Raw genomic sequence first — 26815 nt, forward strand, 5'->3', positions numbered from 1 at the left:
TCGAATACGCTCTTTGTGGTCTTGCCAGGGCATGTGAACCGCGATACGTTTCCCACTCGATACGCGAATGGAGGAGGTGGAAGTGTCTTTTTTGATAAACCCGAGCTTTGAGGGTAAGGAAGATCATTGGGCGCGCATTAATTTCGCGAACGCCACTACCCTCGGCTTCGATCCTGTGCAAGGGGTCAGCGCCAAGTCTGGAAACATCTTCCTGACACTGCGGTCCTCGGTTGCGAGCGGCTCCATCGGGCAGGATGTGATCACGCCTCAGGGGCTGACGAGCATCTCTGCGTTTGCCTGGGTCCGCGCCGGTCTCGACGGTCCCGTCTCGGGGGCGCTTGCCATATGGCAACTCGACACCGATCCTGACCGGCCCATGTCGGCTGCGTTCGTCGCGGGGAACGAGTGGACTCTTGTCACTTCCACTCTCGATTTTCCCAACCCGACGGCAAGCAAGACGATTCGCATCGAGGTCTATGTCAACGAGGCGAACAAGAGTCTCCTCATTGACAGCGTCAATGCCTTCTAGCGGGTCTCGGTTTCAGTCTTGACTCAGGGCACCCTGAGTGTCTCCGAGCAATCGGGCCCATTCCGTTTCGGAAGCTTGCCGTTGGCTAAGGTGTGCGACTCAGTCACGCACAGTGGTGGACGGCACCGTGTTGCGGGTAGCGCTTCACCTGCACGGTGATCACCCCCATCGCCCGGAAGAGATCGGTAACGAGATTCTCGAAGGCGATCGGATCCATGGCGTACAGGTCGGGCTCCTCATCGCTGTCGTGGGTGGCAACACGATTCCCGACCTCCTGGGGTCGTCGACTCGGCCGTACAGGCGTGAGCTGGTCGGGACGAGCCGACAGCTGCCCACTCAGCGCATCAGCCAGACAACTGCAGGCGTCCACCTGCGCCAAGTGGAGGTCGAGGAAGGACGAGTGGGTAACCATTCGATCTCCTCGGAGCGCATGAGAGAGGAAGCCCCGAACGCCGGAGCCCGACACCCCATGGCGAGGAGGCCTTGCAGCGCCGCGACCTGTGCGTCCAGTTCCTCAGTACGGCGTAGTGCCTCTGCCTGTCTGTACTCGCGGTGGCTCTGGGCAGCCTGTCGCTGAAGGGCACGCGCGTGTTGCGCTTCTTGTCTTTGTCGTCGGGCTTTGGCGGCAAGGGCATGAAAACAGCGGGCGCACGTGGCGGGACAACGTCGGTAAAACATCAACTCGGTTGGGTGAAGCCTCAGAAGTATGGATCATGGCTGCGTGTCGAAGTGGACGAAGAACGAACCTGCGGTCGAGCAGCCAGGTCTTGGGCCGGGTCTTTCCCCGTACCAGCAGGCGATGAGGCAAAGGGTCCTCGCGGCCCCGGTAGTACCGGCGCCCGAGCCCTGGCAGCGCATCGCGTACGCCCCGGTCGGCGGGCTCCTGGGGATCGGTTTCGCCTCGCACCCCGGCACCGGTCAGGACTTGGTGATGGTGGTCTCCAACGACGGTCACGGTCTCTTCGACGCCATCACGGGAGAGAAGATCGCGCGGGATCGTGACCCTGACTCCGAGGACGACAGCCGCGACGCGGATCCCGCTCTGTTGTGTCCTGGGCTGGGACCGATCGCCGGGAGCAGGGTGCGCATCGCCGGGCTCTTCGGAGGAGGACTTCACACCACCAGCGGAGACGGTTGGAAGCTGGAGGTCGTTGCCCCGGCCTGGCCGAACGAGCGTGTCCTGCTCTCCCGCGACGGCGGATTGCCGCACTCCGGTCCCTACGGGGAGGGGTGGTGGCACATCTTCCACTCCCACTACTCCGAGCTCCGCGCCGCTGGGTTCTCCCCCTCCGGGCAGACCCTCGCCGTGGCGACGAGCAGCGATCTGTCCCTCTGGACTCGCGGGGCCGGCCACGGCGGCAGTACCGGCGCCCAAGCCTGACCAACCGGGCTCAGGTCGTTTGCGCGCGCCCGTGACGCCCGCTGCGGGGTGGCGCGTGGGGCTTGACGTGAGGAGCTCTGCGCGTTCGGTTGAGCGCCACGGTCAAGTGAACGCTGTCCACGCCTTGATACGTGCGCCGGAATTCGCATCCAACCGCAGCGGTGACCCGCACCGCTGCACCCTCCGTCTGGTGCTGAGAGACCTGCGCCGCGACATCTCCGCTGAGGTCCCCCCGGGTCATGGGGCACCTCCCTCACGCCACGAAGCCGGATGGGGCAAGGGCGGTCTTGCACCAGGCGTGGCACAACGGCCGCCATCAGGTACTACGCGCATGCCCTGGACGACCTGATGACGGCGTGGCATCCGGAGGCCCAGCCCGACAACGGTCCGCTGATCACGCTGCTGGACGCATGGATGCGTCCAGCCCCTCCACGGCCTCGGACACGTGATCAGTTCTTGTTCAACGTTCGCGACACTCCGGCGAGGACAGCCGTTGTCAACAGCCATCCGGCTGCGATGAAGGCGTAGGCCAGCCACGCTGTCGCCCCTGTCCAGTACCAGGCGCCGCGCTGGCCGAGCCCCCCGACCGGGACCAAGAGGTCAAGGGTGTAGACGAGGGCGTGAAACGGGGGTGTCCGACCTTGTTGAGTGGGTAGCGGTGTGCCCGCGCTGAAGGCCACGGTCCCGAACACGGCCAGCGCCGCAAGCCATACGCCGGCGAGCCAGGGCCGGTACCCGTATCCGACGGTGGCGTCCAGCAGGTGGCCCCATATGCGTGCCGGCCGGCTCAGGGTCCTCCTGCGGTGCCGTTGCCTGGCAAGCAGCACGCGTCGAGCGTCGTCGTCATGGCCGATTCGTCGATACCAGCTCGCCAGTTGCTCGTACGGCTGCGAGGCGTAACCGGGATCCCGGTGTATCCAGGCCACTCTGTCCTTGACGGAGCTCGGCCGGGCGCCATCCTCTTGGATCAGGGCGCCGTAGGTGAGCCCTTGCAGCCGCACAGTCCCCGGCCAGGCATCCGGTCGGTCGCGGATGGTCAGAACCTGGGCTCCGCGCAGGTCGATCAGGCCGGACGGTGCCTCGGCCGGGGTGTATACAAAGACTCCCGCGCGCATCTGCGTGCAGTCCAGCGTGCTGCCGGCGGAGTCGAGGACGGCACCGTCAAGGGTGAGCTGGTCCGATATGTGCGTGCCCCGCAGGCTTATCGCCCCATGGACCGTGAATCCCTCCGACAACGCCAGCGTCGTCAACGTGGCATTGTCAGCGATGAGTGCGACGCCGCCAGGACGGTGAATCCGCGCTCGCTCCATGTGGAGGCCACCGGGCAACCGCGCACCGAGGAGCCGCATTCCCCCGTACACAGTGGCTCGTCGGCAGAAGAGTGCCCCTTCCACGACAAGGCCGCCGGCGAACATCGCCCAGTCGTCAGGCTGGTCGAGGGTCGCTCCACTGAGAATCAACTCACCGGATACCCGAGTGTTCAGGAGTGACAACGCGCCGTGCACGACCGTGTTTCTCAGTGACAAACGGCCCTCGACGCGGGCCGTCGTCAAGTCGATTCCGGGGACACGGCTGCCCTTCAGCGAGATCGAACGGGTCGAGGCCCCGTGGAAACTCACGCCGTGCTCGAACCAGCACTCCTCGAACCACAGCCCATGCCCGATCTCGGTGTTGTCCAGATCAAGAGCTCCACTGATGCGCGCGCCCATGAGGCGCAACGCCGGCGCCGTACCCGGTTGCCCAGGATGTGCACCTCGCAGCAGAGCGGCGACGACCGTGGCACGGATCGTCCGGTCGGGACCCCAGCCGTTCCCGCCTTCCGGGTCGTCCTCCGGTTCACCCGTGCGGAGGTCCACCGGACGACCAGTGGGGTAGGCGTCCCACAACTCGCGCTCTGCCGCACTGAGTTCCTCATACGAATGCACGTGGGAAGGCTATCGGCTGTGACCGCTGCGGCTGGGGCGAGGGCCAGGCGTCCTGGAAGCGGCAGTTGCGGCAGTCGCCGGCCCGCGTGCAGGGGGACCTACGAGCGCGATCTGCACCACCATCCGTTGCCCCGCCGGCCGTTGCAGCTCGCCCTCGCGAGGGAGGCGGCGGCACGGTACGCCGACGAGTGGATCGTGGGCAGCGAGGACGTGACCCCGCTGGCCGCCGAGGTCCACGGACTGGTGCGGGCCGGTGAACCGGGCCGGGCGAGCGGGCCGTTGCCCCTGGAGCGGCCGTATCCGATCACGGACGAGGCGCTCGCGCATCTGCGGGCGTAGGCCCCGGGGGACCGGCGCGCGGCGCGCGTCAGGCCGCCTCGATGATCTCGCCGCGGATCGCCTCGGCCCACTCGACCACCAACAGCTCGTACTCCGCGCGTTCCTGGGCCGACAGGGTGCCGCCCGCACGCAGCCACAGCGCCCGGATCTGCTCGTTCACCTCGGCGGCAGGGCGCACGGAACCAGAGGGCAGGGAATCGGGGGACATGCGGACAGCCTAGGGGCAAGCACTGACACTGCGCTACCGCCCGGCTACGGGGAAGGTATGGGGTTGGTCACCGCCGCCCGGTGCCGCGCGACGAGTCGCTCCAGACCACCGGGCATATGCCTCGCCGGGATGCCGCATGGAAGAAGGCGCAGTGGCGGTGAAGTGCCCGGCCAGGCGGGCGGACGGGTCGAGTTCGTCCCGGGGCCGGGAGATGTCCGAAACAGCGGCACCTGCCGCTCAGCCCGCCGACTCCGCCGCGTGCGGGCTCAGCGCGCCCGCCGAGACCCGGGCGATGATGACGGTCCCGAGGGCCACGCGGTACCAGACGAACGGCATGAAGCTCTTGTGGGAGATCCACTTCATGAACCATGCGATCGCCGCGTATCCCGAGGCGAACGCGACGACCGTCGCGAACAGGGTCGGGCCCCAGCCCACCTGACCCTCGCTCACCGAGTCCTTCACCTCGAAGGCGCCCGAGGCGAGTACGGCCGGGATGGCGAGCAGGAAGGAGTAGCGTGCCGCGGCCTCCCGCTGGTAGCCCATGAACAGGCCGCCGCTGATGGTCGCGCCGGAGCGGGAGACGCCGGGGATGAGCGCGCAGGCCTGGCACAGGCCGTAGACCAGGCCGTCCTTGACGCCCAGGCGCAGGCACCGTGGCTCGCGTACTCCGGTGAGCACGACGGCAATGACGGCCACGCCACGCTCGTCTTCGCCCACGCCCCGGAGAACGACCACTCCGGCGCGGGCGGAACGGCCGGGCGGGCTCCGCGTCGGGCCACGAGGTCACCCCGCTCACGCCCGGCACGGTCGCCTGGTTCACACCGGGCACGGTCCATCGGCTGGTCGAGTACGGCCGGCCGCAACGGCGCTGCAGACGATCGACGGCCTGCAGCGGCTCCACCCGGCGGAGCGTTACGCCGCCGTGGGACCGGTGAGCGTCCACCCCGGTGCCTGCGGGTGGGCCGTGAGGTCCTCATGGCGTACCTCGTCGCCGCAGGCGCGGCAGGTGACGACCGGGACCAGTTCGTTGCCGCAGATGTGCTCGACGGCCATGGGCAGGTCGGTGCCCTTGCGGAGATGGCGGTCGCCCCACTCCTTGAGCGTCATCAGGACCGGCTCCAGCTCCAGCCCCGCCGGTGTGGCCCGGTACTCGAAGCGCTGCGGGCGCTCGCTGTAGACGCGTTTGGTGAGGATCCCGGCGTCCACGAGCCGGCGCAGCCGGGCGGCCAGGATGTCGCGGGGGGCGCCGATGTTGCGCACGAGCTGGTCGAAGCGGCCGTTGCCCAGGCACACCTCGCGCAGGACGAGCAGGGAGTGCTTCTCGCCGACCAGCGCGAGGGCGTCGGCGATGGAGCAGGGGCGCGGGTCTTTCGTGGCGGCCATGGGGACCAGTCTAGATGAGGGTTTGATTTTCCAACTCATCGAGCTATGGTGAGTTTGGATTTCCTACTCACTGGTAGCTGCCGTGGCCCGCCGACCGGCTCGCCACGGACAGCCAGGCGGCCAAGGAGGCCCCCCGCCATGCGCGACGCAGTGATCGTCGAAGCCGTACGCACCCCCATCGGCAAGGGCAAGCCGAACGGCTCCCTCGCCCACGTCCACCCCGTCCAGCTGCTCGCCCACACCCTGCGCACCCTGGTCGAGCGCTCCGGTGTCGACCCGGCACTGATCGACGACGTCATCGGCGGCACCGTCGACCAGGTCGGCGAGCAGGCGATGAACACCACCCGGTACGCCGTCCTCGCCGCCGGCTTCCCCGAGACGGTCCCGGCGACCACGGTGGATCGCCAGTGCGGCTCCTCCCAGCAGGCCGTGCACTTCGCCGCGCAGGGCGTGATCTCCGGCGCGTACGACCTCGTCATCGCCTGTGGTGCGGAGTCGATGAGCCGGGTGCCGATGTGGTCCAACGTGCCCGCCGACAAGGACCCCTTCGGCCCGGGCGTCGCCGAGCGCTACCCGGAGGGCCTGGTCCCGCAGGGCATCAGCGCCGAGCTGATCGCCGCCAAGTGGTCCCTCACACGCGCGAGCATGGACGAGTTCGCGGTCTCCTCGCACCGCAAGGCCGCCGCCGCGTGGCAGGCCGGTCTCTTCGACGCCGAGGTGGCGCCGCTGGACGGCGTCGCCCGCGACGAATGCGTACGGCCCGACAGCACCCCGGAGATCCTCGCCGGCCTCAGGCCCGCCTACTACGACCCCGGCTTCGCCGAGCGCTTCCCGCAGATCGAGTGGAACGTCACCGCGGGCAACGCCAGCCCCGTCAACGACGGTGCCTCCGCCGTGCTGATCACCTCCAGCGACACCGCCGCCCGCCTGGGCCTGCGCCCGCTCGCCCGCCTGCACAGCTTCGCCGTCACCGGCTCCGACCCGCTGCTGATGCTCACCGGGGTCATCCCCGCCACCGAGAAGGTGCTGCACCGGGCCGGACTGCGGCTGGACGACATCGACCTCTTCGAGGTGAACGAGGCGTTCTCCAGCGTGGTCCTGGCCTGGCAGCAGGAGACCGGCGCCGACCTGGCCAAGGTCAATGTGCACGGCGGTGCCATCGCCCTCGGCCACCCGCTCGGCGCCAGCGGCACCCGGCTGACCACCACCCTGGTCCACGCGATGCGGGAGCGCGGCGCCCGCTTCGGCCTGCAGACCATGTGCGAGGCGGGCGGACTGGCCAACGCGATGGTGCTGGAAGCCGTTCGCGGGTAGTGCCGCTTTGTGCCGGCGGTCGACCGCGGCGTCGTGGCTGGGCGCTCCCGCGCGGCGGTAGCCGCATATCACACTCAGCCCGGCGTCCCTTCAGGCGCCTACCGTGAGCGCAGATGATGCCGCTTGCGCCAGGCGACCACCGAGCCCGCCAGCGCCGGTGCGGCGATACAGGCCATCGCGATCAGGAAAGCGGGAGACGTCGGTGCCGAGGCGCGGGCGCCGGCCACCGCGTAGGCGGCGGTGTTCGGGACCGAACCGACGGCCGTGGCCAGCAGAAACGGCCACCAGCGCATCCTGGAGACGGCGGCGCAGTAGTTCGCCGCCCAGAACGGCACGCCCGGGAACAGCCGGGCCACCAGCATGGACCGGAACCCGTGCCGGCTCAGCTGTCCGTCGGCCGCCTTCAGCCAGCGGCCCCGCAACAGCGGGCGCAGCGCGTCCTGCCCGAGCACCCGGCCCAGCCCGAACGCCGCACCCGCCCCGAGCACCGTGCCCGCCAGTGCCGTGGACGTCCCCAGCTGTGAGCCGAACAGCGCGCCCGCCGCGAGGTTGAGCAAGGGCCGCGGTACGAACGCCACGGTGCACAGCCCGTACGCCCCGGCGAACACCACGGCCGCCGCTGCCCCGCCGAGCTGCGGTGGCCAGCCGTGTGTCAGCAGCCGCTGCGGCTCGAAGGCCAGCACGCACCCGGCGGCACCGGCGAGCAGGGCGATCAGCAGCGACAGCCGGGCATGCGGATGCCCCAGCGCCCGCGCGCAACGCCCGGCGAACCCGATGCGGAGCGGGGGCGGCAGGGGAACGGCGAGCTCCGTGGGGCCGACCCGGGGAGAGGCCGTGGCGGTGCCAGAGCGGTTGGCATCGAGCATCCGGTGACATTAACCGAAGAGCGTGTGTGATCGGCGTGAAGTCGTCGCAGCGAAGCGGGTCCGGGCGCCTCGGGCACCCGGACCCGCCGCTCATGCCTCACGCGGCGAGCGCGTGGCCCGGGTGGAGTACCACCTTGGTGTAGCCCTCGATCCGCTTGTCGAACTTCTCGTACGCCTGGGGCGCCTGGTCCAGCGGCAGCTCGTGGGAGACCACGAAACTGGGCTTGGCGCGCCCGGCGATGATCAGGTCGCGCAGCTGGCGGTTGTACCGCTTGACGTTGCACTGACCGGTGCCCATCTGCTGGCCCTTCTCGAACATCTTGCCGATGGAGACCAGCAGCTGGCCGTGCTTGGCGTGCTCGTCGGGGCCGCCGGGGTCCGAGGGCACGTACAGACCCGGTACGCCGAGCATGCCCGTCGGCCGTACCGTCTGCACCAGCTCGTTGAGGACGATGGCGGGTTCCTCGTGGCTGGCGTCGTGTGCCTGGGCCTGGTAGCCGACGGCGTCGACGCCCTTGTCGGTTCCCTCACCTCCGGTCTGTTCCTTGATCTGTTCCGCCGGGTCGCCCTTGGTGAAGTCGATGGGGATGGCCCCGATCTCCTCCGCCTTGGCGAGCCGCTCGGGCACCCGGTCGACCGAGAAGACCTTCGCCGCACCGCGCAGCAGCGCCGAGTAGGCGGCCATCAGGCCCACCGGTCCGGCGCCGTAGACGGCCACGCTCTCACCGGGGGAGACCTGGGCGAGCTCGCAACCGTGGTAGCCGGTCGGGAAGATGTCGGCGAGCAGTACGAAATCCGTCTCGAACTCCTCGCCCGGCGGCAGCTTCAGGCAGTTGAAGTCTGCGTACGGCACCCGCAGCAGCTCGGCCTGGCCGCCGATGAACGGGCCCATCGCCACATAGCCGTAGGCCCCGCCGGCGAATCCCGGGTTGACCGTCAGGCAGAAGCCGGTCCTTCCGGCGAGACAGTTCTTGCAGAATCCGCAGGCGACGTTGAAGGGCATCACGACGCGATCACCCTCGGACAGGGAGGTCACGCCGCTGCCGACCTCCTCGATGATGCCGAGGTTCTCGTGTCCGAAGACGATGCCCGACTCGGCCGCCGTGCGGCCCTCGTACATGTGCAGGTCCGAGCCGCATATGGCGGTCGAGGTGACCCGTACGAGCACATCGTTGGGATGCTGGATCTGAGGGTCCTGGACGTCCTTCACCGCCACACTGAAGGGCTCTTCGTAGACGACCGCTTTCACCTCTGTCACCTCCGCGTCGAGCGCTGGACGACGGCGGAGAGGAGGGGCCGTGGCCGAGGGGACGCACGCGCGGGGAGCACCCGGGGGCGCGGGCCCTCGGACTGTGCCATGACCCCATGTGCCCGCTTCACCGCCGGTACTTCCAGGGAACGCCCGCGCGGCACGGGGTGCAACCCGCGCCGGGAGGGGCGCCGCGCCGCGGTGCGCGGTCCCGCGGGGCAAAAACCATTCGACGCCGGATATGCCGTCGACGATGATCGACGGCATGTTCCGGTACGCCTTCCTCCTCGCAGCATCCGCCGTCGCGGATGCGCCGAAGGCTGCCGTCCCGATCCTCGCGGCCGCTGTCGACGGCGCCCGAAGCTGACCCTCCCCGGAACGTCCGGCGGACCCCGCAGGGGGAGGGTCGGCCCGTCCCCCGGGGTCCCGCATTCCCTCACGACCAGCAGAGGCTTCGAGGTACAGCCATGTCCAAAACGGCCTACGTGCGCACCAAGCCGCACCTGAACATCGGCACCATGGGGCACGTCGACCACGGCAAGACCACCCTGACCGCCGCCATCACCAAGGTCCTCGCCGAGCGCGGCCCCGACAGCAGCACCCAGTACGTTTCGTTCGACCGCATCGACCGGGCCCCGGAGGAGGCCGCCCGCGGCATCACCATCAACATCGCGCACGTCGAGTACGAGACCGACACCCGGCACTACGCCCACGTCGACATGCCCGGCCACGCCGACTACGTCAAGAACATGGTCACCGGAGCCGCGCAGCTCGACGGAGCGATCCTCGTCGTCTCCGCGCTCGACGGGATCATGCCGCAGACCGCAGAGCACGTGCTGCTCGCCCGGCAGGTGGGCGTCGACCACGTCGTCGTCGCGCTCAACAAGGCCGACGGCACGGACGACGAGGAACTCATCGACCTGGTCGAACTGGAGGTCCGCGACCTGCTCACGGCCCACGGCTACCCCGGTGACTCCCTGCCCGTCGTACGGGTCTCGGGCCTCAGGGCGCTGGAGGGCGACCCGCGCTGGACGGCGTCCGTCGAGGCGCTGCTCGACGCGGTGGACACGTACGTGCCGATGCCGGAGCGGTACCTGGACGCGCCGTTCCTGCTGCCGGTGGAGAACGTGCTCACCATCACCGGACGGGGCACCGTCGTCACGGGCGCGGTGGAGCGGGGGACGCTCCGCCTGGGGGACCGGGTGTCCGTGCTGGGCGCCGAGCTGGAGACCGTGGTCACCGGCATCGAGACCTTCGGCAAGCCGATGCAGGAGGCGCAGGCCGGGGACAACGTCGCGGTGTTGCTGCGAGGGGTGCCCAGGGACGCCGTGCGACGCGGGCAGGTCGTGGCGGCACCGGGGAGTGTGGTGCCGGCCCGGCGGTTCTCCGCACGGGTGTATCTGCTGTCGGGGCGCGAGGGGGGCCGTACGACGCCGGTCGCGAGCGGGTACCGGCCGCAGTTCTACATCCGTACGGCGGATGTGGTCGGGGACGTCGACCTCGGAGAGGCGGGGGTCGCCCGGCCCGGGGAGACGGTGACCATGACCGTCGAGCTGGGGCGGGAGGTGCCGCTGGAGCCGGGACTCGGGTTCGCCATCCGTGAGGGCGGCCGGACGGTGGGTGCGGGCACGGTCGACTCCGTCGGTCCGTAGGAGCGCCCGGCGCCCTCTCGCAGCGGTGACAATGGGTTCGTGAGCGAACCCATACCCGTCACCCGGACCACCGATCACGGCACCGCCAAGCTGATGCCCGACATCGACCGCGCGCGGGCCTGGTTGCTGACCGTGGACGGGGCGCCGCAGTCGTACGTCGATCTCGACGAGCCGGCGTATCTGGAGTTCGAGTACGCGCGGCGGCTCGGGCATGTGCTGGACACCGTGGCCGAGGCGGGGCGGGCGCTGGACGTGGTGCATCTCGGCGGGGGCGCGCTCACGCTGCCCCGCTATGTGGCGGCCACCCGGCCGGGCTCGCGGCAGGATGTCGTCGAGGCCGACCGGGGGCTGCTGGAGCTGGTCGCCGAGCACCTGCCGCTGCCGGAGGGCTCGGGCATCGCGCTGCACGCGGCCGATGCCCGGGCCTGGCTGGAGACGACCCCCAACGATCATGCCGATGTGCTGATCGCCGACGTGTTCGGCGGGTCCCGGGTACCGGCGCACCTCACCACGCTCGCCTACGCCCGTGAGGCGGATCGGGTGCTGCGGCCCGGCGGGGTCTATCTGGCCAATCTCGCCGACGCGGCGCCGTTCGGGTTCCTGCGCTCCCAACTGGCCACCTTCGCGGCCGTCTTCGAGGAGCTGGCCTTGATCGCCGAGCCCGCCGTGCTGCGCGGCCGGCGGTTCGGGAACGCGGTGCTCGCGGCCGCACACCGGCCCCTCGACACCGCCACCCTGGCCCGTCGTACCGCGGCGGACGCCTTCCCGGCCCGGGTCGAACACGGCGCCGCCGTACGGGAGTTCACCGGTTCTGCGCGGCCGGTCGAGGACGCCGACGCCGTGCCGTCACCCGAGCCGCCCGACGGGGCGTTCCACATCGGCTGACGCGGTCACCGAAACGGTGCTCCCCCGGTCGGCTGCGCTCGGCGGGAGTTCGGCCTTGAGGGCATGCATGGTGAGTCCATGAACACTGCACACCTGAACCCCGCCAAGCACCCCCGACTCCTCTCCCGCATGCCGCGAATATGCGCGGTGAGTGCCGTGAGCGCCCTCCTGGGCGTCGCCTGTCTGGCAGGCACGGCGAACGCCGCAGCGGTCTCACCCCCCACCCCGCACGCCGCCGTGCAGGCCACAGCCACGACGGCGGTCCCGGCTCACGCCCACCACGCCCCCGCAGCCCCTCGTGGCGGCGACTACGGCGACGACGAGTGCGACGGTCTCATCATCCTCCTCTGCATCTGACGGGGCCCCCGCGGCAGTTCGACCGCGTCCCGCCCCGCCGAGGACACCGACGGGGCGGGACACGCTGCTTCCTCCGCAGGCCGGCGTCTTGCGACCCGTTTCCCACCGTTCGGAGAGGCGTCATGACAGGTGCGCCAGACAGGCTGCGAAGGGGCATGTCACGGGCCACCGGCCTCGTTCTCCTGGTCTGTGCGGCAGCGGCCCCCGGGCTGATACAACCGGAATCCGCCCTCGCGCATCGCGCGGCAGTCGTACGCGACACGGATCCGCACTCCGACGGGGTCATGCCGATGCCCCCGGAGGTCCATGGCGAGGTCGTTCCCGAGGAGGCCATGCGGCCACCCGCTCCCACCCTGCCGCGAGAGGGCTGGACCGCCACCGCCGACAGTGAGGAGACGCAGGCGAGTGACGAGCGTGCCCAGATGGCACTCGACGGCGACCCCGGCACCCTCTGGCACACCAAGTGGTCCGATGACGGGCCCGCGGGGCCGCACAGCATCACCATCGACATGCACCGCACCGCGGTCGTTTCCGGCATGGTCTATCAGCCCCGTCAGGACGGCAGTCCCAACGGCCGGATCGGCGAGTACGCCCTCTCCCTGAGCGGCGACGGCAGCACCTGGGAAGGGCCCGTGGCCACGGGGATGCTGGCCGACGACGCGACCACCAAGACGCTGCGTTTCGCCCCCGCCGGCGCCCGCTATGTGCGGCTGACCGCCACCTCCGAGGCCGGCGGACGCGGACCGTGGGCCTCGGCGGCGGAGATCAACCTGCTCGGGGACCCCGGCGGCCCCGCACCCGGCGCCGATCTGCCGCGCGACGGGTGGACCGCCACCGCCGGCAGTGAGGAGACCCAGGACGCCGACGACGGTGCCGGCAACGTGCTGGACGGCGACTCCGGCACGCTGTGGCACACCCAGTGGACCGGTACCGTCCCACCGCTGCCGCACAGCATCACCATCGACATGCACCGCACCGCGGTCGTCTCAGGTCTCAGCTACGAACCGCGCGCGGACGACAGCCCCAACGGCCGGATAGGCCAGTACTCGATCGCCACCAGCCTGAACGGCACCGCTTTCGGGCAGCCGGTGGCGACCGGGACCTGGCAGGACGACGACACCGTCAAGGGCGCCACGTTCAGCCAACCCGTCAGTGCCCGCTATGTCCGGCTGACCGCCATCACCGAGGCCGGTGGGCGCGGACCGTGGACCTCGGCGGCCGAACTGCGCCTGAGCGGCCCGGCCGACCCCGCCGTACACGGCCGGTGGAGCTCCGTCATCGGCTTCCCGCTGGTGCCGGTGGCCACCGCGGTACTGCCCAACAACAAACTCCTGGCCTGGTCCGCCTACGCCCCCGACCGCTTCGGCGGAAGCAACGGCTACACCCAGACCGCCATCATGGACCTGGCCACCGGCAAGATCACTCAGCGCCGCGTGGACAACACCAAGCACGACATGTTCTGTCCGGGCGTGGCGCTCCTCGGCGACGGCCGCGTCCTGGTGACCGGCGGCAGCAACGCGGAGCGTGCCAGCATCTACGACTCCGCCACCGACAAGTGGACCTCCACCGGCGACATGAACATCGCGCGCGGCTACCAGGGCATGACCACGCTCCCCAACGGTGACGCGTTCGTCATCGGCGGCTCCTGGCAGCAGGACAACGCCCCGGACAAGGGCGGTGAGGTCTGGTCGGCCGCCACCGGCACCTGGCGCAAGCTGCCCGGCGTACCGGTCACCCCCATCCTGACCGCCGACCCGGCGGGCCCCTACCGGGCGGACAACCACGCATGGCTGTATGCCATGGCCAAGGGCCGCGTCCTGCAGCTCGGCCCCAGCAAGCAGCTCAACTGGATATCCACCGACGGTGACGGCAGCATCACCCCGGCCGGCACCCGGGCCGACAGCGTCGACGCGATGAACGGCGACGCCGTCGCCTACGACGTGGGCAAGCTGCTGACCCTGGGCGGCGCCACGGCGTACGAGAACGCGACAGCCACCAACCGCGCCTATACCGTCGACGCGAACGGCAGCAACGGCAAGCCCGTCAGCGCCCGTACCGGCGACATGTCCTACGCCCGCTCCTTCGGCAACAGCGTCGTCCTGCCCGACGGCAAGGTCGCGGTCTTCGGCGGGCAGTCCTACGCCAAGCCCTTCAGCGACGGCCACTCCGCTCTGACCCCCGAGATCTGGGATCCCGCGACCGGCCGCTTCACACCCCTGGCGTCCATGGCCGTCCCGCGCAACTACCACAGCGTCGCCAACCTGCTGCCCGACGGGCGCGTGTTCACCGGAGGCGGTGGCCTGTGCGGCGACTGCCAGACCAACCACGCCGACGGGGCGATCTTCACCCCGCCCTCCCTCCTCAACTCCGACGGCAGCGAGAAGCCCCGGCCCCGCTTCGTCGGTGACATGCCCGCCAAGGTCGCCTACGGGCAGAAGCTGAAGGTGACGACCGACGTGCCCGTCGACAAGTTCGTCCTGATCCGGGCCGGGGCCTCGACGCACTCCGTCGACAACGACCAGCGCCGTATACCGCTGACCCCCCGTAAGGCCAGAAACAGCACCTACGAACTGACCGTCCCGGCCGACTCCGGTGTGGCACTCCCCGGCACGTACATGCTCTTCGCGCTCGACGCACACGGTGTGCCCAGCAAAGCCGCGGTCCTCACCGTCAACTCCGCCGCCAAGTGACACGGGTGACCGCGCTGACGGCCCGTACGGCCGCGCTTGCCGGCGCGGCCGTACCCGCTGCTACTCGTGCGTCGGAGTTCCGTGCAGCCGGACCGTGCTGAGGATCTTCAGGACGGTCGCCCTGGAGATCTCGCCCTTCACGCCCGTGGCCCCGAAGAAGTCGAACGACACATAGTCGCTGGCCGCGTTCTTGAAGCCGAACGTGAGTGCCTGGCCGTCGGTCACGCACTTGCCCTTGCGCGGGGTGTGGTGCGACTGGGCCCACGCGTAACTGCCCTCGATGCCCGAAGCGGTCTTGAAGGGGGTGGCCTTCTTGTCCCACGAGAGGCTCTTCTTGTCCGGCATCGTGTAGGCGCCGTAGACCCACCAGGCCGGGGTGTTGATCGCGATCTCGTCCGTGTTCTTGGCGCCGCTGGCCCCCTTGGCGCCCACGGCCGCCAGCTGGGTGTCCTCGGTGCGGCCGTCCTTGTCGTCGTCGGACGTGCACCAGGTGGGCTTGTACTCGGCGAGGCCCGACATGGTGATGCCCGTGTTGGCCTCGCCCTTCGGGAAGTCGAAAATGATCGCGGCGCCCGGTTTGTCGACCTGCCAGTCCGCCGGAACGTCGTAGGCGACGCCCCACTTGGAGTTCACCACGACCCGCCACCCGGCGATGGTGGGCTTCTCGGTCTCGGTGCCGCGCGGGTCGTCGGTCGCGGACGCGGTGGCCGAGGGCTGCGTGGCCGGCTTGCTCGTGTGCTGACCGCCCTTGCCGCCGGCCTCGTCGTCCTTGCCGCCGTTCGAGCCGAGGACCAGATAGCCGGTCACCCCGGCGGCGACCACGACCGCCGTGGCCGCGAGGATCGCGATCAGTTTCGTACGGCCGCCGCCCTGAGGGGTCTGCGGGAGAGGTGTGGTGGGCGGCTGCTGCTGCCCCCACTGCGGCTGCTGACCGTACTGCCCGGCCTGCGGATACTGCTGGTACCCGGGCTGCTGGTACCCCGGCTGCTGGTACGGGTTCGGCTGCGGATTGTGCTGCGGGTTCGGCGCGCCCCCTGGCGGCTGCTGATCTGGCCACATGGCCAGTAACCCTAGTGCCGCTCCGGACACGATTCGGTCACTGGCCCTCGCCAGGGTCGTAGCGAAGCCCTACTCGTGAGTAACATAACGGCATGAGCGCAGACCAGATGTCGATCGGCGAGATGCTCGCCGCCACCGTGCCCATGGCCCGGACCCTGAACCTGGAGTTCCTGGAGACCACCGCGGACAAGGCCGTGGTGTCCCTGCCGGACCAGGGCGCGTACCACAACCACGTGGGCGGCCCGCACGCCGGTGCGATGTTCACGCTCGGGGAGTCGGCCAGCGGGGCCATCGTGCTGGCCGCCTTCGGGGACCAGCTCTCCCGTGCGGTGCCGCTCGCCGTGCGGGCCGACATCGCCTACAAGAAACTGGCGATGGGCGCCGTCACCGCGACCGCGACACTGGGCCGCCCGGCCGCCGACGTCGTCGCCGAACTGGACGCCGGGCAGCGGCCCGAGTTCCCGGTGGCGATCGAGATCCGGCGCGCGGACGGCGCCGTGACGGGCGAGATGACCGTCCTGTGGACGCTGCGCCCCAATCAGCAGGACTGACGCGGAACTTGGCGAGGGGGCCCGCACGCGGGGCCCCCTCGCCCCGTCGTCCCAGGCGGCCCGGCGGTCCTTCCGGGAGTCGCTTCCGGCGTCCTCCCGTCCCGCGACGAACTCCTTGAGCCGGCCGGTGAATGCGGGGCCGAGGTCCGGACGGGCGCAGACCGGCCGGACCACCGTGCGCAGATGGTCGGCCTCGTCGCCGGTGTCGTAGCGCAGGCCGTCGAAGACGACCCCGTGCACGGTGCCGCCCGCCGCGCGGTCCTGGAGGGCGCCGGTCGGCTGGATCTCGCCGCCGCGGCCCGGCGGGGTGCCATGCCGGCGGACGCGGATGAGAGCACGCCCGGAGAAACATCGGAACCGGCCGTGGAAGTGATACCGCCGGTAACTTCAGGGGATTTCCCCGACTCTGATGCCGAGTCAATCGAACTTCTTGTTTACCGTGAGCCGCGTGTGCGAAAGTGAGCCTCCCCGCGGGAGGGCAAAGGCAGGCGTCGAACGTCCAGGCCGGCCCTTTAGGTATGCACCAATCGGCACTGCTTTCCGACAGGACGGCATTTCGGGTGTCGTCCTGCGGCTGGAAAGGACATGGTTCCGTGCAGTCCCCTCACCCCCCACGCCCGCCGTACCCGCCGCTGCCCGGTTCGACCGGGGAGTCCGACCGCAATCTCGCCGCCCTGCTCGGCGGCCCGCACCCCGCCCGCCATCACGCCGTCGCCCTGCTGCTGGCCCGCCACTGGCGGGCCGCCCGCGACTACGCCGTCGTCTGTCTGACCTCTGCGTGTCCCACGGCCAACCTCGTGGCGACCGCCGCCTTCCACGAGGTCCTCGGCCGTATGGCGGGCGGAGCGGTCGGCGGCGCCCTGCGCCCGCAACTCCTGGTCGCCGTCCGCGACATCGTCCGCGCCTGGGCGGACGACGACGCGGCCTGTGCGACTCTGCCGGAATTGCGCAAACCCGCCGGCGGTCGCGGACTGCGCGCGACAAAGCCCGGAACGCCGGAAAGGCGGCACCTCGCCGAACGTGCATTCCAGGTCCTTCCCGGCGCCTCACAATGCCTTCTGTGGCACACCGAGGTCGAAGCCGAACCGATAAACATCCCCGCCGGTCTGCTGGGGATCGACCACGCCACCGCGACAGCCGCCCTGGAGCAGGCCCGCGAGCAATTCCGCGCCGGTTGCGTCCGCGCCCACCGGGAACTCGCGCCCTCCCGCGAATGCCGCTTCTACAACCGGCTCCTCGACGTCCCGATGCGCCGTGGTGGCGCCCTGCTGCCGGACGTACGACAGCATCTGACGGTCTGTGCGTACTGCCGGCACGCCGCCGAAACCTTCGGGCTGATCGACGACGGTCTCGGGCTGCTGCTGGCCGAGACCGTCCTCGGCTGGGGAGCCCGCCGCTATCTCGACTCCCGCCCGGGGTACCACGCCACCGAGGAGACGCCGCCCGCACCGACGCCCGGCCAGGGGGAGACGGGGACCGGAGGCAGGCACCGCACCGGCACCGGCGGGCGGCACCGCACCGCCCTGGCCGTCGGCGTCGGGCTGGCCTCGCTCGCGCTGCTCGCCACCGTCCTCGTGGTCAGAAGCTGGTCCGATGACAACGGTGTCCCGGCGCCCGGTGCCACCTGGGGTGCCCCGGCCGGCCGCACCACGCGCCCGGGCGGCACAGGCGCCCGCACCGGCACCTCGCCCTCGGCCGCCTCGGTCGGCGAAACCGTCGAGATCGCCCACGGCAGCCTGCGCGGCCTCGCCTCCGGCCGCTGCCTCGACGTGCGCGGGGACGCCGTGGAGGCGGGTGCCGGTGTCGCGCTCGCGCCGTGCTCGTCCGCCGCCTCGCAGCAGTGGTCGTACCAGGACGACGGGTTGCTGCGCAGCGCCGTCGACCCGGCGCTGTGCCTGGTCGCCGATCCCGGCACGAAGAGCGTGGCGCTGGCCGGATGCGTCGTGCACGCCGGAGAGGTGGCGTACGACCTCACCGTGCGGGGCGAGATCCTGCTCCGCAGGCCCGGGGGCCTCGCGCTCGTTGCTCGCTCCGGCGACCCCGCCGCCCGTGCCGGACTGGCCCCGCGCGACGGTTCGCCGGAACAACGCTGGGAGGTGGAGCCGGGTGCGGGCGGGCTACGGCGGCCCGACGCCGCGCCGGGTGCGGCCGGCGGTCCGGACGGTCCCGGTGCTCCGGACGGGGCTGCGGGAACGGACGGTGCGGGCGCGCCCGGTGACCGGGACCGGGGACACGCGAACGGGGATGCCGGCGGGGCACCGTATGCGGACACCTCGCGGGGCGAGCCGAAGGACGACGGCCGAGGGCTCGGCCTTTCGGCAGAGACAGGGCCGGGGAAGCCCGGGGAGGTGAACGAGCCCCGGATCGCGCCGGTCCGCGCCGATCACGGCCGACGGCAGCACGGGGCGGCGGCGCCCGGCAAGGCGATACGCACGGTTCACGACGTACTTCCACCGGTGACGGTCCGGAAGGCTGCACCGTCGGTTGCGGTGCGCCGGGCTCTGCCGTAGGCCGTGGTCCGCGTGGCTTTGCCGTTGGTGGCGGTCCGGCAGGCTGTGCCGCCGGTCGCCGGCCCGGTCGCTGCCGTCCCCCCGGTCGTGGGGGCGCCGCTCCGCCGACGCGCCGCGGGCCGACACCCGACGCGGGACCGTGTTCGAGCCACGGCGCCGACGGCATGCGGAATTTACAGTCGTCCAGCGAATGTCCCGGCGCATGACGGACGGGTGAGTGCGCGGTGACACCGGCAGGCACTTTGCCGGTGTTTATGGGGGTGTGGCGCGTGGTCCCGGTGGGTCCCGCGCCCGCACCCGTGAGGGGAATGGCTGCGTTTTCCGGTTGTGCGGGGAATTCGTCCCACTGGCCGAATCGATGTCACCGCGCACGAAAAGGGCGCGATGTTATTGACCCGTGAGTAGGCCGAGGCTAGGTTCCGGTGCCCTCGCACCAGAGCGTTCCGCCGCACACACCCCCCACCGTGCTGTCTCGCCGATCGTGCCGGAGCATCATGACCTCGCCTGTGCGCGCCCATGACCTCATCCTGTGCCTCACCCCCTTCGCAGCCCCCGATGCCGGTCTCACCGCAGCGGCCTGCGCCGCCGGCGCGCTCGGCGTCCTCGACCTCGGCACCGGCGACCGAAGATCCCGGGAGGAGCTGGCGCGGCTGAGACGAGCCGCTCCGGGACCCTTCGGCGTACGGGTGACCGGCCGCTGCGCCCTGACCCCGGCCGAGGCCGGCGACGCCCCCGACACCGTGGTGCTCACCCCGGACGCCACCTGGAGCGCGACCGAACTCCCCGCGAGCTGCCGGGTGTTGGCGGAGGCGACGGACCTCGGCCAGGCGCGGGCCGCCGTACGCGCCGGTGCCCGGGGACTGATCGCCCGGGGCAGCGAGAGCGGTGGCCGGGTCGGCGAGCTGAGCGCCTTCGTGCTGCTGCAACAGCTGCTCCACGACCAGGAGTTGACCGGTGTCCCGGTCTGGGCCTGCGGCGGCATCGGGCCGCGGACGGCCGCCGCCGCCTTGGCCGGAGGTGCCGCCGGCGTCGTCCTCGACAGCCAGCTGGCCCTGCTCGCCGAATCAGGCCTCCCCGAGACGGTCCGCTCCGTGCTGCGTTCCCTGGACGGTTCGGAGACGGTGCTGCTGGGCGGCCACCGGGTCCTGCGGCGCCGGGGACCGGACGCCCCGTGCCCGCCGGACGACGACCCGGAGGCGGTCGCGTCCCTGCTGGGCGCCGACGATCTGCGCGGCCGGCTGCTGCCCGTGGGCCAGGACGGCTTCCTCGCGGCCCGCTTCGCCGAACGGTACGGGGACGTACGGCGGACGGTGCGGGAGGTGTCGGCGGCGCTGCACGGCACGGCGGACGGCGATCCGGCTCTCGCCCTGCGTCCCGGGTCGGCCATGAGCAGGGCGCTCGGCACCCGGCTCCCCGTCGCACAGGGGCCGATGACCCGGGTCAGCGACCAGGCCGGTTTCGCCGCCGCCGTCGCCGAGGACGGGGCGCTGCCGTTCCTGGCGCTGGCCCTCGCCGACGGCGCGCGCACCCGGTCGATGCTCACCGAGGCCCGGGCCGTGCTGGACGGGCGGCCCTGGGGCGTGGGCGTGCTCGGCTTCGCACCCGAGGACATCAGGAACGCCCAGCTCGACGCCGTACGGGAGCTGGGGCCCACGCACGCGGTCATCGCGGGCGGACGGCCCGCCCAGGCCGAGACGCTGGAGCGGGCCGGGATCCGCACCTTTCTGCACGTGCCGTCACCGGGACTGCTGCGGCAGTTCCTGGACGCAGGTGTGCGACGGTTCGTGTTCGAGGGCTCCGAGTGCGGCGGGCATGTGGGCCCACGGGCCTCCTTCCCGCTGTGGGAAGCCCAACTCGGCGTCCTGCAGGACTTCTTGGCGGACGCCGACGAGGGAACCGCCCGGCGGCTGGAGGTGTTCTTCGCCGGCGGTGTCCATGACGAGCGGTCGGCGGCGATGGTCGCCGCCCTGGCCGGACCGCTCACCGCCCGGGGCGCCGCCGTCGGCGTGCTCATGGGCACCGCCTACCTGTTCACCGAGGAGGCCGTCGCGCACGGCGCCATCCGGCCCCTGTTCCAGAGGCAGGTCCTCACCGCCACCACGACCGCCCTGCTGGAGACCGCACCCGGCCACGCCACCCGCTGCGTCCCGAGCCCCTTCACCGGCGACTACCGCACCCGGGAGGCCGCCCTGCGGGCGCGGGGCCTGCCCGACCGCGAGATCTGGGAGAGCCTGGAACGGCTCAACGTCGGCCGGCTGCGCATCGCCAGCAAGGGCGTCGAGCGCGGCACGGACGGCGCGTTGACGGCCGTCGGCGAGGAACGGCAGCTCGCGGACGGGATGTTCATGGCCGGCGAGGTCGCCGTCCTGCGTTCGGCGACCACCACCCTGGCGGACCTGCACCGCTCGGTGACCGACGGCGCCGCCGACTTCCTGACACGGCGGGCCGCGCACCCGAGCCCGCTCACCCCGGCCGAACCGGTGCCGCTCGCCCCGCCCGCACCGCTGGACATCGCGATCGTCGGCATGGCCTGCATGTTCCCCGAGGCCCCCGACCTCGCCGCCTTCTGGGCCAACATCGTCACCGGACGCGACGCCGTCACGGAGGTACCACCCGAGCGCTGGGACCCGGCCGTGCACCACACCGCCGGCAGCACGGCGTCGAAGTGGGGCGGCTTCCTGCCCCGCATCCCCTTCGACCCGCTGCGCTACGGCATCCCGCCCGCGTCCCTCGGCAGCATCGAACCCGTCCAGCTGCTGTCGCTGGAATCCGCCCGCCGGGCACTGGAGGACGCCGGATACGGCGAACAGGGGCGGGAGTTCGACCGCTCACGGACCTCCGTGGTCTTCGGCGCCGAGGCGGGCAGCGACCTGTCCAACGCCGTCACCCTGCGCGCCGTCCTCCCCTCCTACTACGGCAAGGTCCCCGACGGCATCGAGGCGCAGCTGCCCCGCCTGACCGAGGACTCCTTCCCCGGCATGCTCTCCAACGTCATCTCCGGCCGGATCGCCAACCGGCTGGACCTGGGCGGCCCGAACTTCACCGTCGACGCCGCCTGCGCGTCCTCCCTCGCCGCCCTCGACGTGGCCTGCAAGGAACTCGTCTCCGGGACCAGCGACCTCGTGCTGTGCGGCGGTGCCGACCTGCACAACGGCATCAACGACTTCGTCCTGTTCTCCTCCGTCCACGCGCTCTCGCCGACCGGGCGCTCCCGCGCCTTCGACGCCTCGGCCGACGGCATCGCCCTCGGCGAGGGTGTGGCCTGCGTGGTCCTCAAACGGCTCGCGGACGCCGAACGGGACGGCGACCGGATCTACGGCGTGGTCAAGGGCCTCGGCTCGGCCAGCGACGGCCGCTCCCTCGGCCTGACCGCACCCCGCCCCGAGGGCCAGCGGGCGGCGCTGGAACGCGCCTACCGCAACGCCGGTGTCTCGCCCGCCCACGTCGGCCTCGTCGAGGCGCACGGCACCGGAACGGTCGTCGGCGACCGCACCGAACTCGCCGTACTCACCGAGGTGTTCGCAGCGGCGGGAGCCGAGACCGGCAGCTGTGCGCTCGGCTCCGTCAAGTCCCAGATAGGGCACACCAAGTGCGCCGCCGGGCTCGCCGGCCTGATCAAGACCGCCCTCGCCCTCCACACCGGGATCACCCCGCCCACCCTGCACCTGGAGCGGCCCAACCCGGCCTGGACGGAGGACGACAGCCCGTTCGTCTTCCACACCCGCGCCCGGCCCTGGACGGCACCGCCCGCCGAACGCCTCGCCGGGGTCAGCGCGTTCGGCTTCGGCGGCACCAACTTCCATGCGGTCCTCGCCGGCCACGCCGTGGCCGTACCGCCCCGGCAGTCCCTGGACGCCTGGCCGGCCGAGCTGTTCCTGTTCCGGGGCAGGGACACGGCGGCGGCCCACCGCCACGCCGAGGACCTCCTGCGCGCCGCCGAGACCGCCGGCCGCCCCTGGCGCCTGCGCGACCTCGCCCTCGCCGCGGCCCGCCGCGCCGACACCTCGCACGACCCGGTACGGGCCGCGATCGTCGCCCGTGACACCGAGCAACTGATCAGCCACCTGCACCGCCTCCTCGCCGGCGACCACGATCCGGCCGCCGGCATCCATGTCGCGGGGCCGGGCGAGGGCTGCGGGCTCGGTGAGGGCGGTGGCGTGCGGCCGGTCTGCGGGGAGGTGGGTGGCGAGGTAGCTCGGCCGGTGGTGGCTGAGGTGGCCGAGCGGGCACGTGGCGAGGTCGCGGGGCCGGCGGGCGGCGGGTTCGTCGGGGTTGTGGGCGGCAAGGGCGCTGGGCCGGTGGTCGGTGAGGTTGCGGGGGCGGCGCGTGGCGTGAGTGCGGGCCTGGCCGAGGGGGAGGGCGTGGGGTCGGCCCGTGGAGGGGAAGCCGGGCCGGGGCGTGGCCGGGCTGCGGGGCCGGTGTGTGGGGAGGGTGCTGGGGCGGGGGACGGCCAGGGCGCGGGTGCCGCGTGCGGCAAGGTGGCCTTTCTCTTTCCCGGGCAGGGCAGCCAGCGCCCCGGCATGCTTGCCGACCTCCTCGTGCACCTCCCCGAGCTGCGCCACTACCTGGACCTCGGCCGCGCGTACGCCGACACCGTCCACCCGCCGGCCGCCTTCGACGACACCGCCCTCGAACGGCACCGGGCGGCCCTCACGGACACCCGGGCCGCGCAGCCCGCCCTCGGCATCGCGGGCCTGGCCGCCCACGCCTTCCTCACCTCGGCCGGGATCCACCCCGACCAGGCCGCCGGGCACAGCTACGGCGAGCTGGTCGCCCTCGCCGCGGCCGGCGCCCTCGACCCCGAAACCCTGCTGGAGCTGAGCGCCGAGCGGGCCGGCGCGATCGTGGCGGCGGCGGGCGACGACCCGGGCACCATGGCCGCCGTCGGCTCATCCGCCGACACCGTCGTACGCACCCTGCGCACGACCGGCGCACCTGCCTCCGTCGTCGTCGCCAACCTCAACTCGCCCGATCAGACGGTGATTTCCGGACCGACGGCGGATGTCGAAACGGCCGTACGACTGCTGCGCGACGCCGGGCTCGGCGCGCGGCGCATCCCGGTGGCCTGTGCCTTCCACAGCCCGCTCGTGGCCGCCGCGGGGAAACGGTTCGCCAAGGTGCTCGCGGACAAGACGGTACGGGCGCCCGAGTTCCCCGTCTGGGCCAACCGCACCGCCACGCCCTACCCGCAGAGCCCCGCCGAGGTGCGCGCCGAACTCGCCGCCCAGATCGGCGCCCCGGTCGCCTTCGCCGCCCAGATCGAGGCGATGTACGAGGCTGGCGCGCGCGTCTTCGTCGAGGCGGGCCCCGGCACGGTCCTCACCCGGCTGGTCGGACGGATCCTCGGCGACCGCCCGCACCGCACGGTCGCCTGCGAACCGACCGCCGACAGCGGCCTGCGCGGCTGGCTCGACGCCCTCGCCCGACTCGCCGTCGCCGGACAGCCGGTGCGTACCGCCTGGCTCCTGCGGGGCCGCGACGCCGTCGACGCGCTGCGCACCCCGGTGCCGCGGCGGCCCGGCTGGACGGTCGACGGGCACCTCCTCCGTACCGCCGACGGAGCACTCCTGCCCGGTGCCCTCGCACCGGCCCGACGAGTCGTGGAGGCGACCGTGACCACCGACCAGCCGTACGGCGCCCCGGCCGACCGGGACGCGCTCATCTCCGAATTCCTGCGCACCAGCCGGGAGATGATCGCCGCCCAGCGCGATGTCCTGCTCACCTACTTCGGCGCCGCCCCCGGCATCACACCGGCGGCACCCGTCGCCCCTGTGCCGCCACCGCAGACGGCGGCACACGAACCTTCCTCGGTGGAAGTGCGGTTGCCCGACGAGCCAGGCGTCGAAGAGCCGGTGGCCGTGGAGCCGGTGGACGATGTGCAGCGGGTCGTCCTGGAGATCATCAGCGAACGCACCGGCTACCCCGTCGACATGATCGAACCCGACCTCGACCTGGAGGCGGACCTCAGTATCGACTCCATCAAGCGGGCCGAGATCGCCGGCGAACTCGCCAGACGGCTGGGCATCGCCGGCGGCCCCGCCGTCCTGGCCGACGCCGAACTGGAGGAGCTGGCCAAGGCGCGCACGGCGGCGGCCGTGACGGACTGGCTGACGGCGCGGGCCGCCGCGCACAGCGGTGACGGGAGCGGTCAGGACCGGAGCGGGCAGGGCGAGGCACCGCCGTACATCGCCGACGGGAGCAGGGAAGCCGGGGGGCAGGTGGGGCGTTCGTACTCGGGCACTGCCGACGGGCTGCCCGACGGGCAGGTCGAGGGGTCGTCTCCGGGCGTCGGGAGCGGGTGGTCGGTGGGGCGGGTCCGGTCGTCGTACCCGGATGCCGGGAGCGGGGTGTACGAGGGGCGGGCCGGGGCGCCGTATTCGGGTGTCGGGGGCGGGCGGGCCGAGGGACACGCCGGGTCGTCGTCCGCCCCTGTCCTCGGTGTGGCGCCCCGGCGGTACGAGCTGCGCCCCGTGCCTCTTCCGGAGCCCGGCCCGGCCGGCCAAGCCTCCGACCTGGCCGGCCGGCGTGTCGTCCTGCTCGGGGACGGTGAGGGCGCGGCGGCCGAGGTCGCGGAGCGACTCGTGGCGCACCGTGCCGATGCCGTGATCCTCGACGCGGGTCACCTCCTCACCGCCGCGGACGGCCCGGTCGACGGGGTCGTGTACCTCGGCGCGCTGCCCGGCCCGGACCTCCCCGTGCTGCCGGACGCGTTCCCGGTGCTCCGGGCGGCGCTCGGCTGCGGCCCGCGCCGGCTGCTCGCCGTACGGGCCGCCGACCGCACCGGGGCGCTGCGGGCGGCCGGCCTGGACGGGCTGTTCCGCAGCGTCGCGCGGGAGTACCCGGACCTGCTCGCACGGGTCGTCGCCGTCGCGGACACCGCCCCGGCGGCCGTCGCCGACGCCGTGCTCGCCGAACTGCACGCACCCGAACCGGCCCCCGTCGTCCTGCGCACGGCGGCCGGGGCCCGGCAAGGGTTCGCACTGCTGCCCGCACCCCTCGGCCCGCTCGCCGCCACGGGGGCCGGACCAGCCGGGGACGGCGCTGCCGAAGCCGCCGCGCTCGGCCTCGACCGGGACTCGGTCGTGCTGCTCGTCGGCGGCGCCCGGGGCATCACCGCGAGGTTCGCCGCCACCCTGGCCGGCGCCTGCCGGTGCCGTCTGGAGCTGCTCGGCCGCACGCCGGCACCCACCGCGGCCGAGGACCCGCGCACGGCCGCCGCGCGCACCCCCGTCGCGTTGCGGGCCGCACTCGCCGCCGAGCCCGGCGCGCCCGGATCCGCCGGGATCAACCGGGCCGCCGAACTGGTCCTCGCCCAGCGGGAGATCACCTCGACCCTGGAGGAACTGCGCGCGCTCGGCAGTGAGGCCCGCTACCGCTCGGTGGACTTCCGGAACCGGGACGCCGTCCTGCAGGCGGTCAAGGAGACCCACGCCGAACACGGCCGGCTCGACGGAGTCGTCTTCGCCGCCGGGGTGATCGAGGACCGGCTGATCGCCGAGAAGACCCCCGAGTCCTTCCAGCGGGTGTACGGCACGAAGACCGCCGGTGCCGCCGCGCTGTTCGCGGCCCTGGACGACCTGCCCGGCGCTCCCGCGTTCACCGTGCTGTTCGGCAGCATCGCTGCCGTCCTCGGCAACCGCGGCCAGGCCGACTACGCCGCCGCCAACGACGCCCTCGAAGCGCTCGGCGCCGACCGGGCCGCCCGGACGGGCGCCCGCACGCTGACCGTCCACTGGGGGCCCTGGGCACCGTCCGCCACGCACGGCGGCATGGTCGGCGCGGAACTCGGCCGCGCGTACGCCCGGCGCGGCATCCAGCTGATCGACCCGGACGAGGGCACCACGGCCCTGCTGCGGGAACTCGCCTGGGGCGAACCGTCGGCCCGTGCCGTCGTCCACACCGCCTCGGACCGGTGAA

Annotated in this window: 18 protein-coding genes and 4 pseudogenes; 13 read left to right on the plus strand and 9 right to left on the minus strand. The window is 72.1% G+C overall.

What is annotated here, in order from left to right; genetic code table 11:
• Positions 1–67 precede the first annotated feature (67 nt).
• Positions 68–529, plus strand: coding sequence for a hypothetical protein (locus ACZ41I_RS04135; protein WP_363217230.1), 462 nt, complete (start codon positions 68–70; stop codon positions 527–529).
• Between the two features lie 103 nt (positions 530–632).
• On the opposite strand, the gene ACZ41I_RS04140 is transcribed toward ACZ41I_RS04135, so the two are convergent.
• Positions 633–941, minus strand: a complete 309-nt coding sequence (locus tag ACZ41I_RS04140) for a hypothetical protein (RefSeq protein ID WP_468513105.1) — start codon at positions 939–941, stop codon at positions 633–635.
• Positions 942–1328: 387 nt separating this feature from the next.
• On the opposite strand from ACZ41I_RS04140, the gene ACZ41I_RS04145 reads away from it, so the two are divergent.
• Positions 1329–1910 carry a hypothetical protein gene (locus tag ACZ41I_RS04145; RefSeq protein ID WP_468513106.1) on the plus strand — a complete coding sequence of 194 codons (582 nt, stop codon included), beginning with the start codon at positions 1329–1331 and terminating at the stop codon, positions 1908–1910.
• Positions 1911–2359: 449 nt separating this feature from the next.
• Here the strand turns inward: ACZ41I_RS04145 and ACZ41I_RS04150 are convergent, their stop codons facing one another.
• Positions 2360–3835, minus strand: coding sequence for an oxidoreductase (locus ACZ41I_RS04150; RefSeq protein ID WP_468513107.1), 1476 nt, complete (start codon positions 3833–3835; stop codon positions 2360–2362).
• 126 nt (positions 3836–3961) lie between these two features.
• Between ACZ41I_RS04150 and ACZ41I_RS04155 the strand changes: the two genes are divergently transcribed.
• Positions 3962–4174: a DUF4291 family protein gene (locus ACZ41I_RS04155; protein WP_468317334.1), complete on the plus strand. Its 213-nt coding sequence runs from the start codon at positions 3962–3964 to the stop codon at positions 4172–4174.
• Positions 4175–4202: 28 nt separating this feature from the next.
• On the opposite strand, the gene ACZ41I_RS04160 is transcribed toward ACZ41I_RS04155, so the two are convergent.
• Positions 4203–4382, minus strand: coding sequence for a hypothetical protein (locus ACZ41I_RS04160; RefSeq protein WP_363217233.1), 180 nt, complete (start codon positions 4380–4382; stop codon positions 4203–4205).
• 237 nt (positions 4383–4619) lie between these two features.
• Positions 4620–5024 (minus strand): annotated as a pseudogene (locus ACZ41I_RS04165) (undecaprenyl-diphosphate phosphatase); the annotation flags it as partial.
• Positions 5025–5027: 3 nt separating this feature from the next.
• Here ACZ41I_RS04165 and ACZ41I_RS04170 point away from each other — a divergent pair.
• Both ACZ41I_RS04170 and ACZ41I_RS04175 read left to right on the plus strand, forming a co-directional pair.
• Positions 5028–5132, plus strand: a pseudogene (locus tag ACZ41I_RS04170) (oxidoreductase); the annotation flags it as partial.
• A gap of 14 nt (positions 5133–5146) precedes the next feature.
• A pseudogene (locus tag ACZ41I_RS04175) lies at positions 5147–5227 on the plus strand (cupin); the annotation flags it as partial.
• Positions 5228–5294: 67 nt separating this feature from the next.
• Here ACZ41I_RS04175 and ACZ41I_RS04180 read toward each other — a convergent pair.
• The gene (locus tag ACZ41I_RS04180; RefSeq protein ID WP_468513108.1) at positions 5295–5765 is read right to left on the minus strand and encodes a winged helix-turn-helix transcriptional regulator; all 471 of its coding nucleotides are present in this window, start codon (positions 5763–5765) and stop codon (positions 5295–5297) included.
• A gap of 138 nt (positions 5766–5903) precedes the next feature.
• Here ACZ41I_RS04180 and ACZ41I_RS04185 point away from each other — a divergent pair, with 138 nt between their 5' ends.
• Positions 5904–7079 (plus strand): thiolase family protein, encoded by a 1176-nt coding sequence (locus ACZ41I_RS04185; protein ID WP_399763365.1) that lies wholly within the window; start codon positions 5904–5906, stop codon positions 7077–7079.
• A 98-nt stretch (positions 7080–7177) separates the two neighbouring features.
• On the opposite strand, the gene ACZ41I_RS04190 is transcribed toward ACZ41I_RS04185, so the two are convergent.
• Together ACZ41I_RS04190 and ACZ41I_RS04195 are read right to left on the minus strand one after the other, a co-directional pair.
• Positions 7178–7945 (minus strand): TVP38/TMEM64 family protein, encoded by a 768-nt coding sequence (locus ACZ41I_RS04190; protein WP_399763362.1) that lies wholly within the window; start codon positions 7943–7945, stop codon positions 7178–7180.
• Between the two features lie 97 nt (positions 7946–8042).
• Positions 8043–9194 (minus strand): glutathione-independent formaldehyde dehydrogenase, encoded by a 1152-nt coding sequence (locus ACZ41I_RS04195; protein ID WP_363217237.1) that lies wholly within the window; start codon positions 9192–9194, stop codon positions 8043–8045.
• Between the two features lie 467 nt (positions 9195–9661).
• Between ACZ41I_RS04195 and tuf the strand changes: the two genes are divergently transcribed.
• The 4 genes from tuf to ACZ41I_RS04215 all read left to right on the plus strand — a co-directional run bounded on the left by tuf (position 9662) and on the right by ACZ41I_RS04215 (position 14778).
• A complete protein-coding gene (gene tuf, locus ACZ41I_RS04200) occupies positions 9662–10846 on the plus strand; it encodes an elongation factor Tu (RefSeq protein ID WP_363217239.1) in 1185 nt (394 codons plus the stop codon).
• Between the two features lie 39 nt (positions 10847–10885).
• Complete coding sequence (locus ACZ41I_RS04205; protein ID WP_468317341.1) at positions 10886–11731, plus strand: spermidine synthase; 846 nt, start codon at positions 10886–10888, stop codon at positions 11729–11731.
• Positions 11732–11809: 78 nt separating this feature from the next.
• Complete coding sequence (locus tag ACZ41I_RS04210) at positions 11810–12088, plus strand: hypothetical protein (protein WP_468513109.1); 279 nt, start codon at positions 11810–11812, stop codon at positions 12086–12088.
• A 155-nt stretch (positions 12089–12243) separates the two neighbouring features.
• A complete protein-coding gene (locus ACZ41I_RS04215) occupies positions 12244–14778 on the plus strand; it encodes a discoidin domain-containing protein (RefSeq protein WP_468513110.1) in 2535 nt (844 codons plus the stop codon).
• Positions 14779–14838: 60 nt separating this feature from the next.
• Here the strand turns inward: ACZ41I_RS04215 and ACZ41I_RS04220 are convergent, their stop codons facing one another.
• The gene (locus ACZ41I_RS04220; RefSeq protein WP_468513111.1) at positions 14839–15837 is read right to left on the minus strand and encodes a DUF8017 domain-containing protein; all 999 of its coding nucleotides are present in this window, start codon (positions 15835–15837) and stop codon (positions 14839–14841) included.
• Positions 15838–15929: 92 nt separating this feature from the next.
• Here ACZ41I_RS04220 and ACZ41I_RS04225 point away from each other — a divergent pair, with 92 nt between their 5' ends.
• A complete protein-coding gene (locus ACZ41I_RS04225) occupies positions 15930–16388 on the plus strand; it encodes a DUF4442 domain-containing protein (protein WP_363217244.1) in 459 nt (152 codons plus the stop codon).
• A gap of 54 nt (positions 16389–16442) precedes the next feature.
• On the opposite strand, the pseudogene ACZ41I_RS04230 reads toward ACZ41I_RS04225, so the two are convergent.
• A pseudogene (locus ACZ41I_RS04230) lies at positions 16443–16697 on the minus strand (UTP--glucose-1-phosphate uridylyltransferase); the annotation flags it as partial.
• Between the two features lie 284 nt (positions 16698–16981).
• Here ACZ41I_RS04230 and ACZ41I_RS04235 point away from each other — a divergent pair.
• Positions 16982–18898, plus strand: coding sequence for an RICIN domain-containing protein (locus tag ACZ41I_RS04235; RefSeq protein ID WP_468513112.1), 1917 nt, complete (start codon positions 16982–16984; stop codon positions 18896–18898).
• A gap of 494 nt (positions 18899–19392) precedes the next feature.
• Complete coding sequence (locus ACZ41I_RS04240; RefSeq protein WP_468513113.1) at positions 19393–26814, plus strand: SDR family oxidoreductase; 7422 nt, start codon at positions 19393–19395, stop codon at positions 26812–26814.
• Position 26815 lies beyond the last annotated feature (1 nt).

The sequence above is a fragment of the Streptomyces sp. NPDC030799 genome (genome assembly GCF_055572255.1).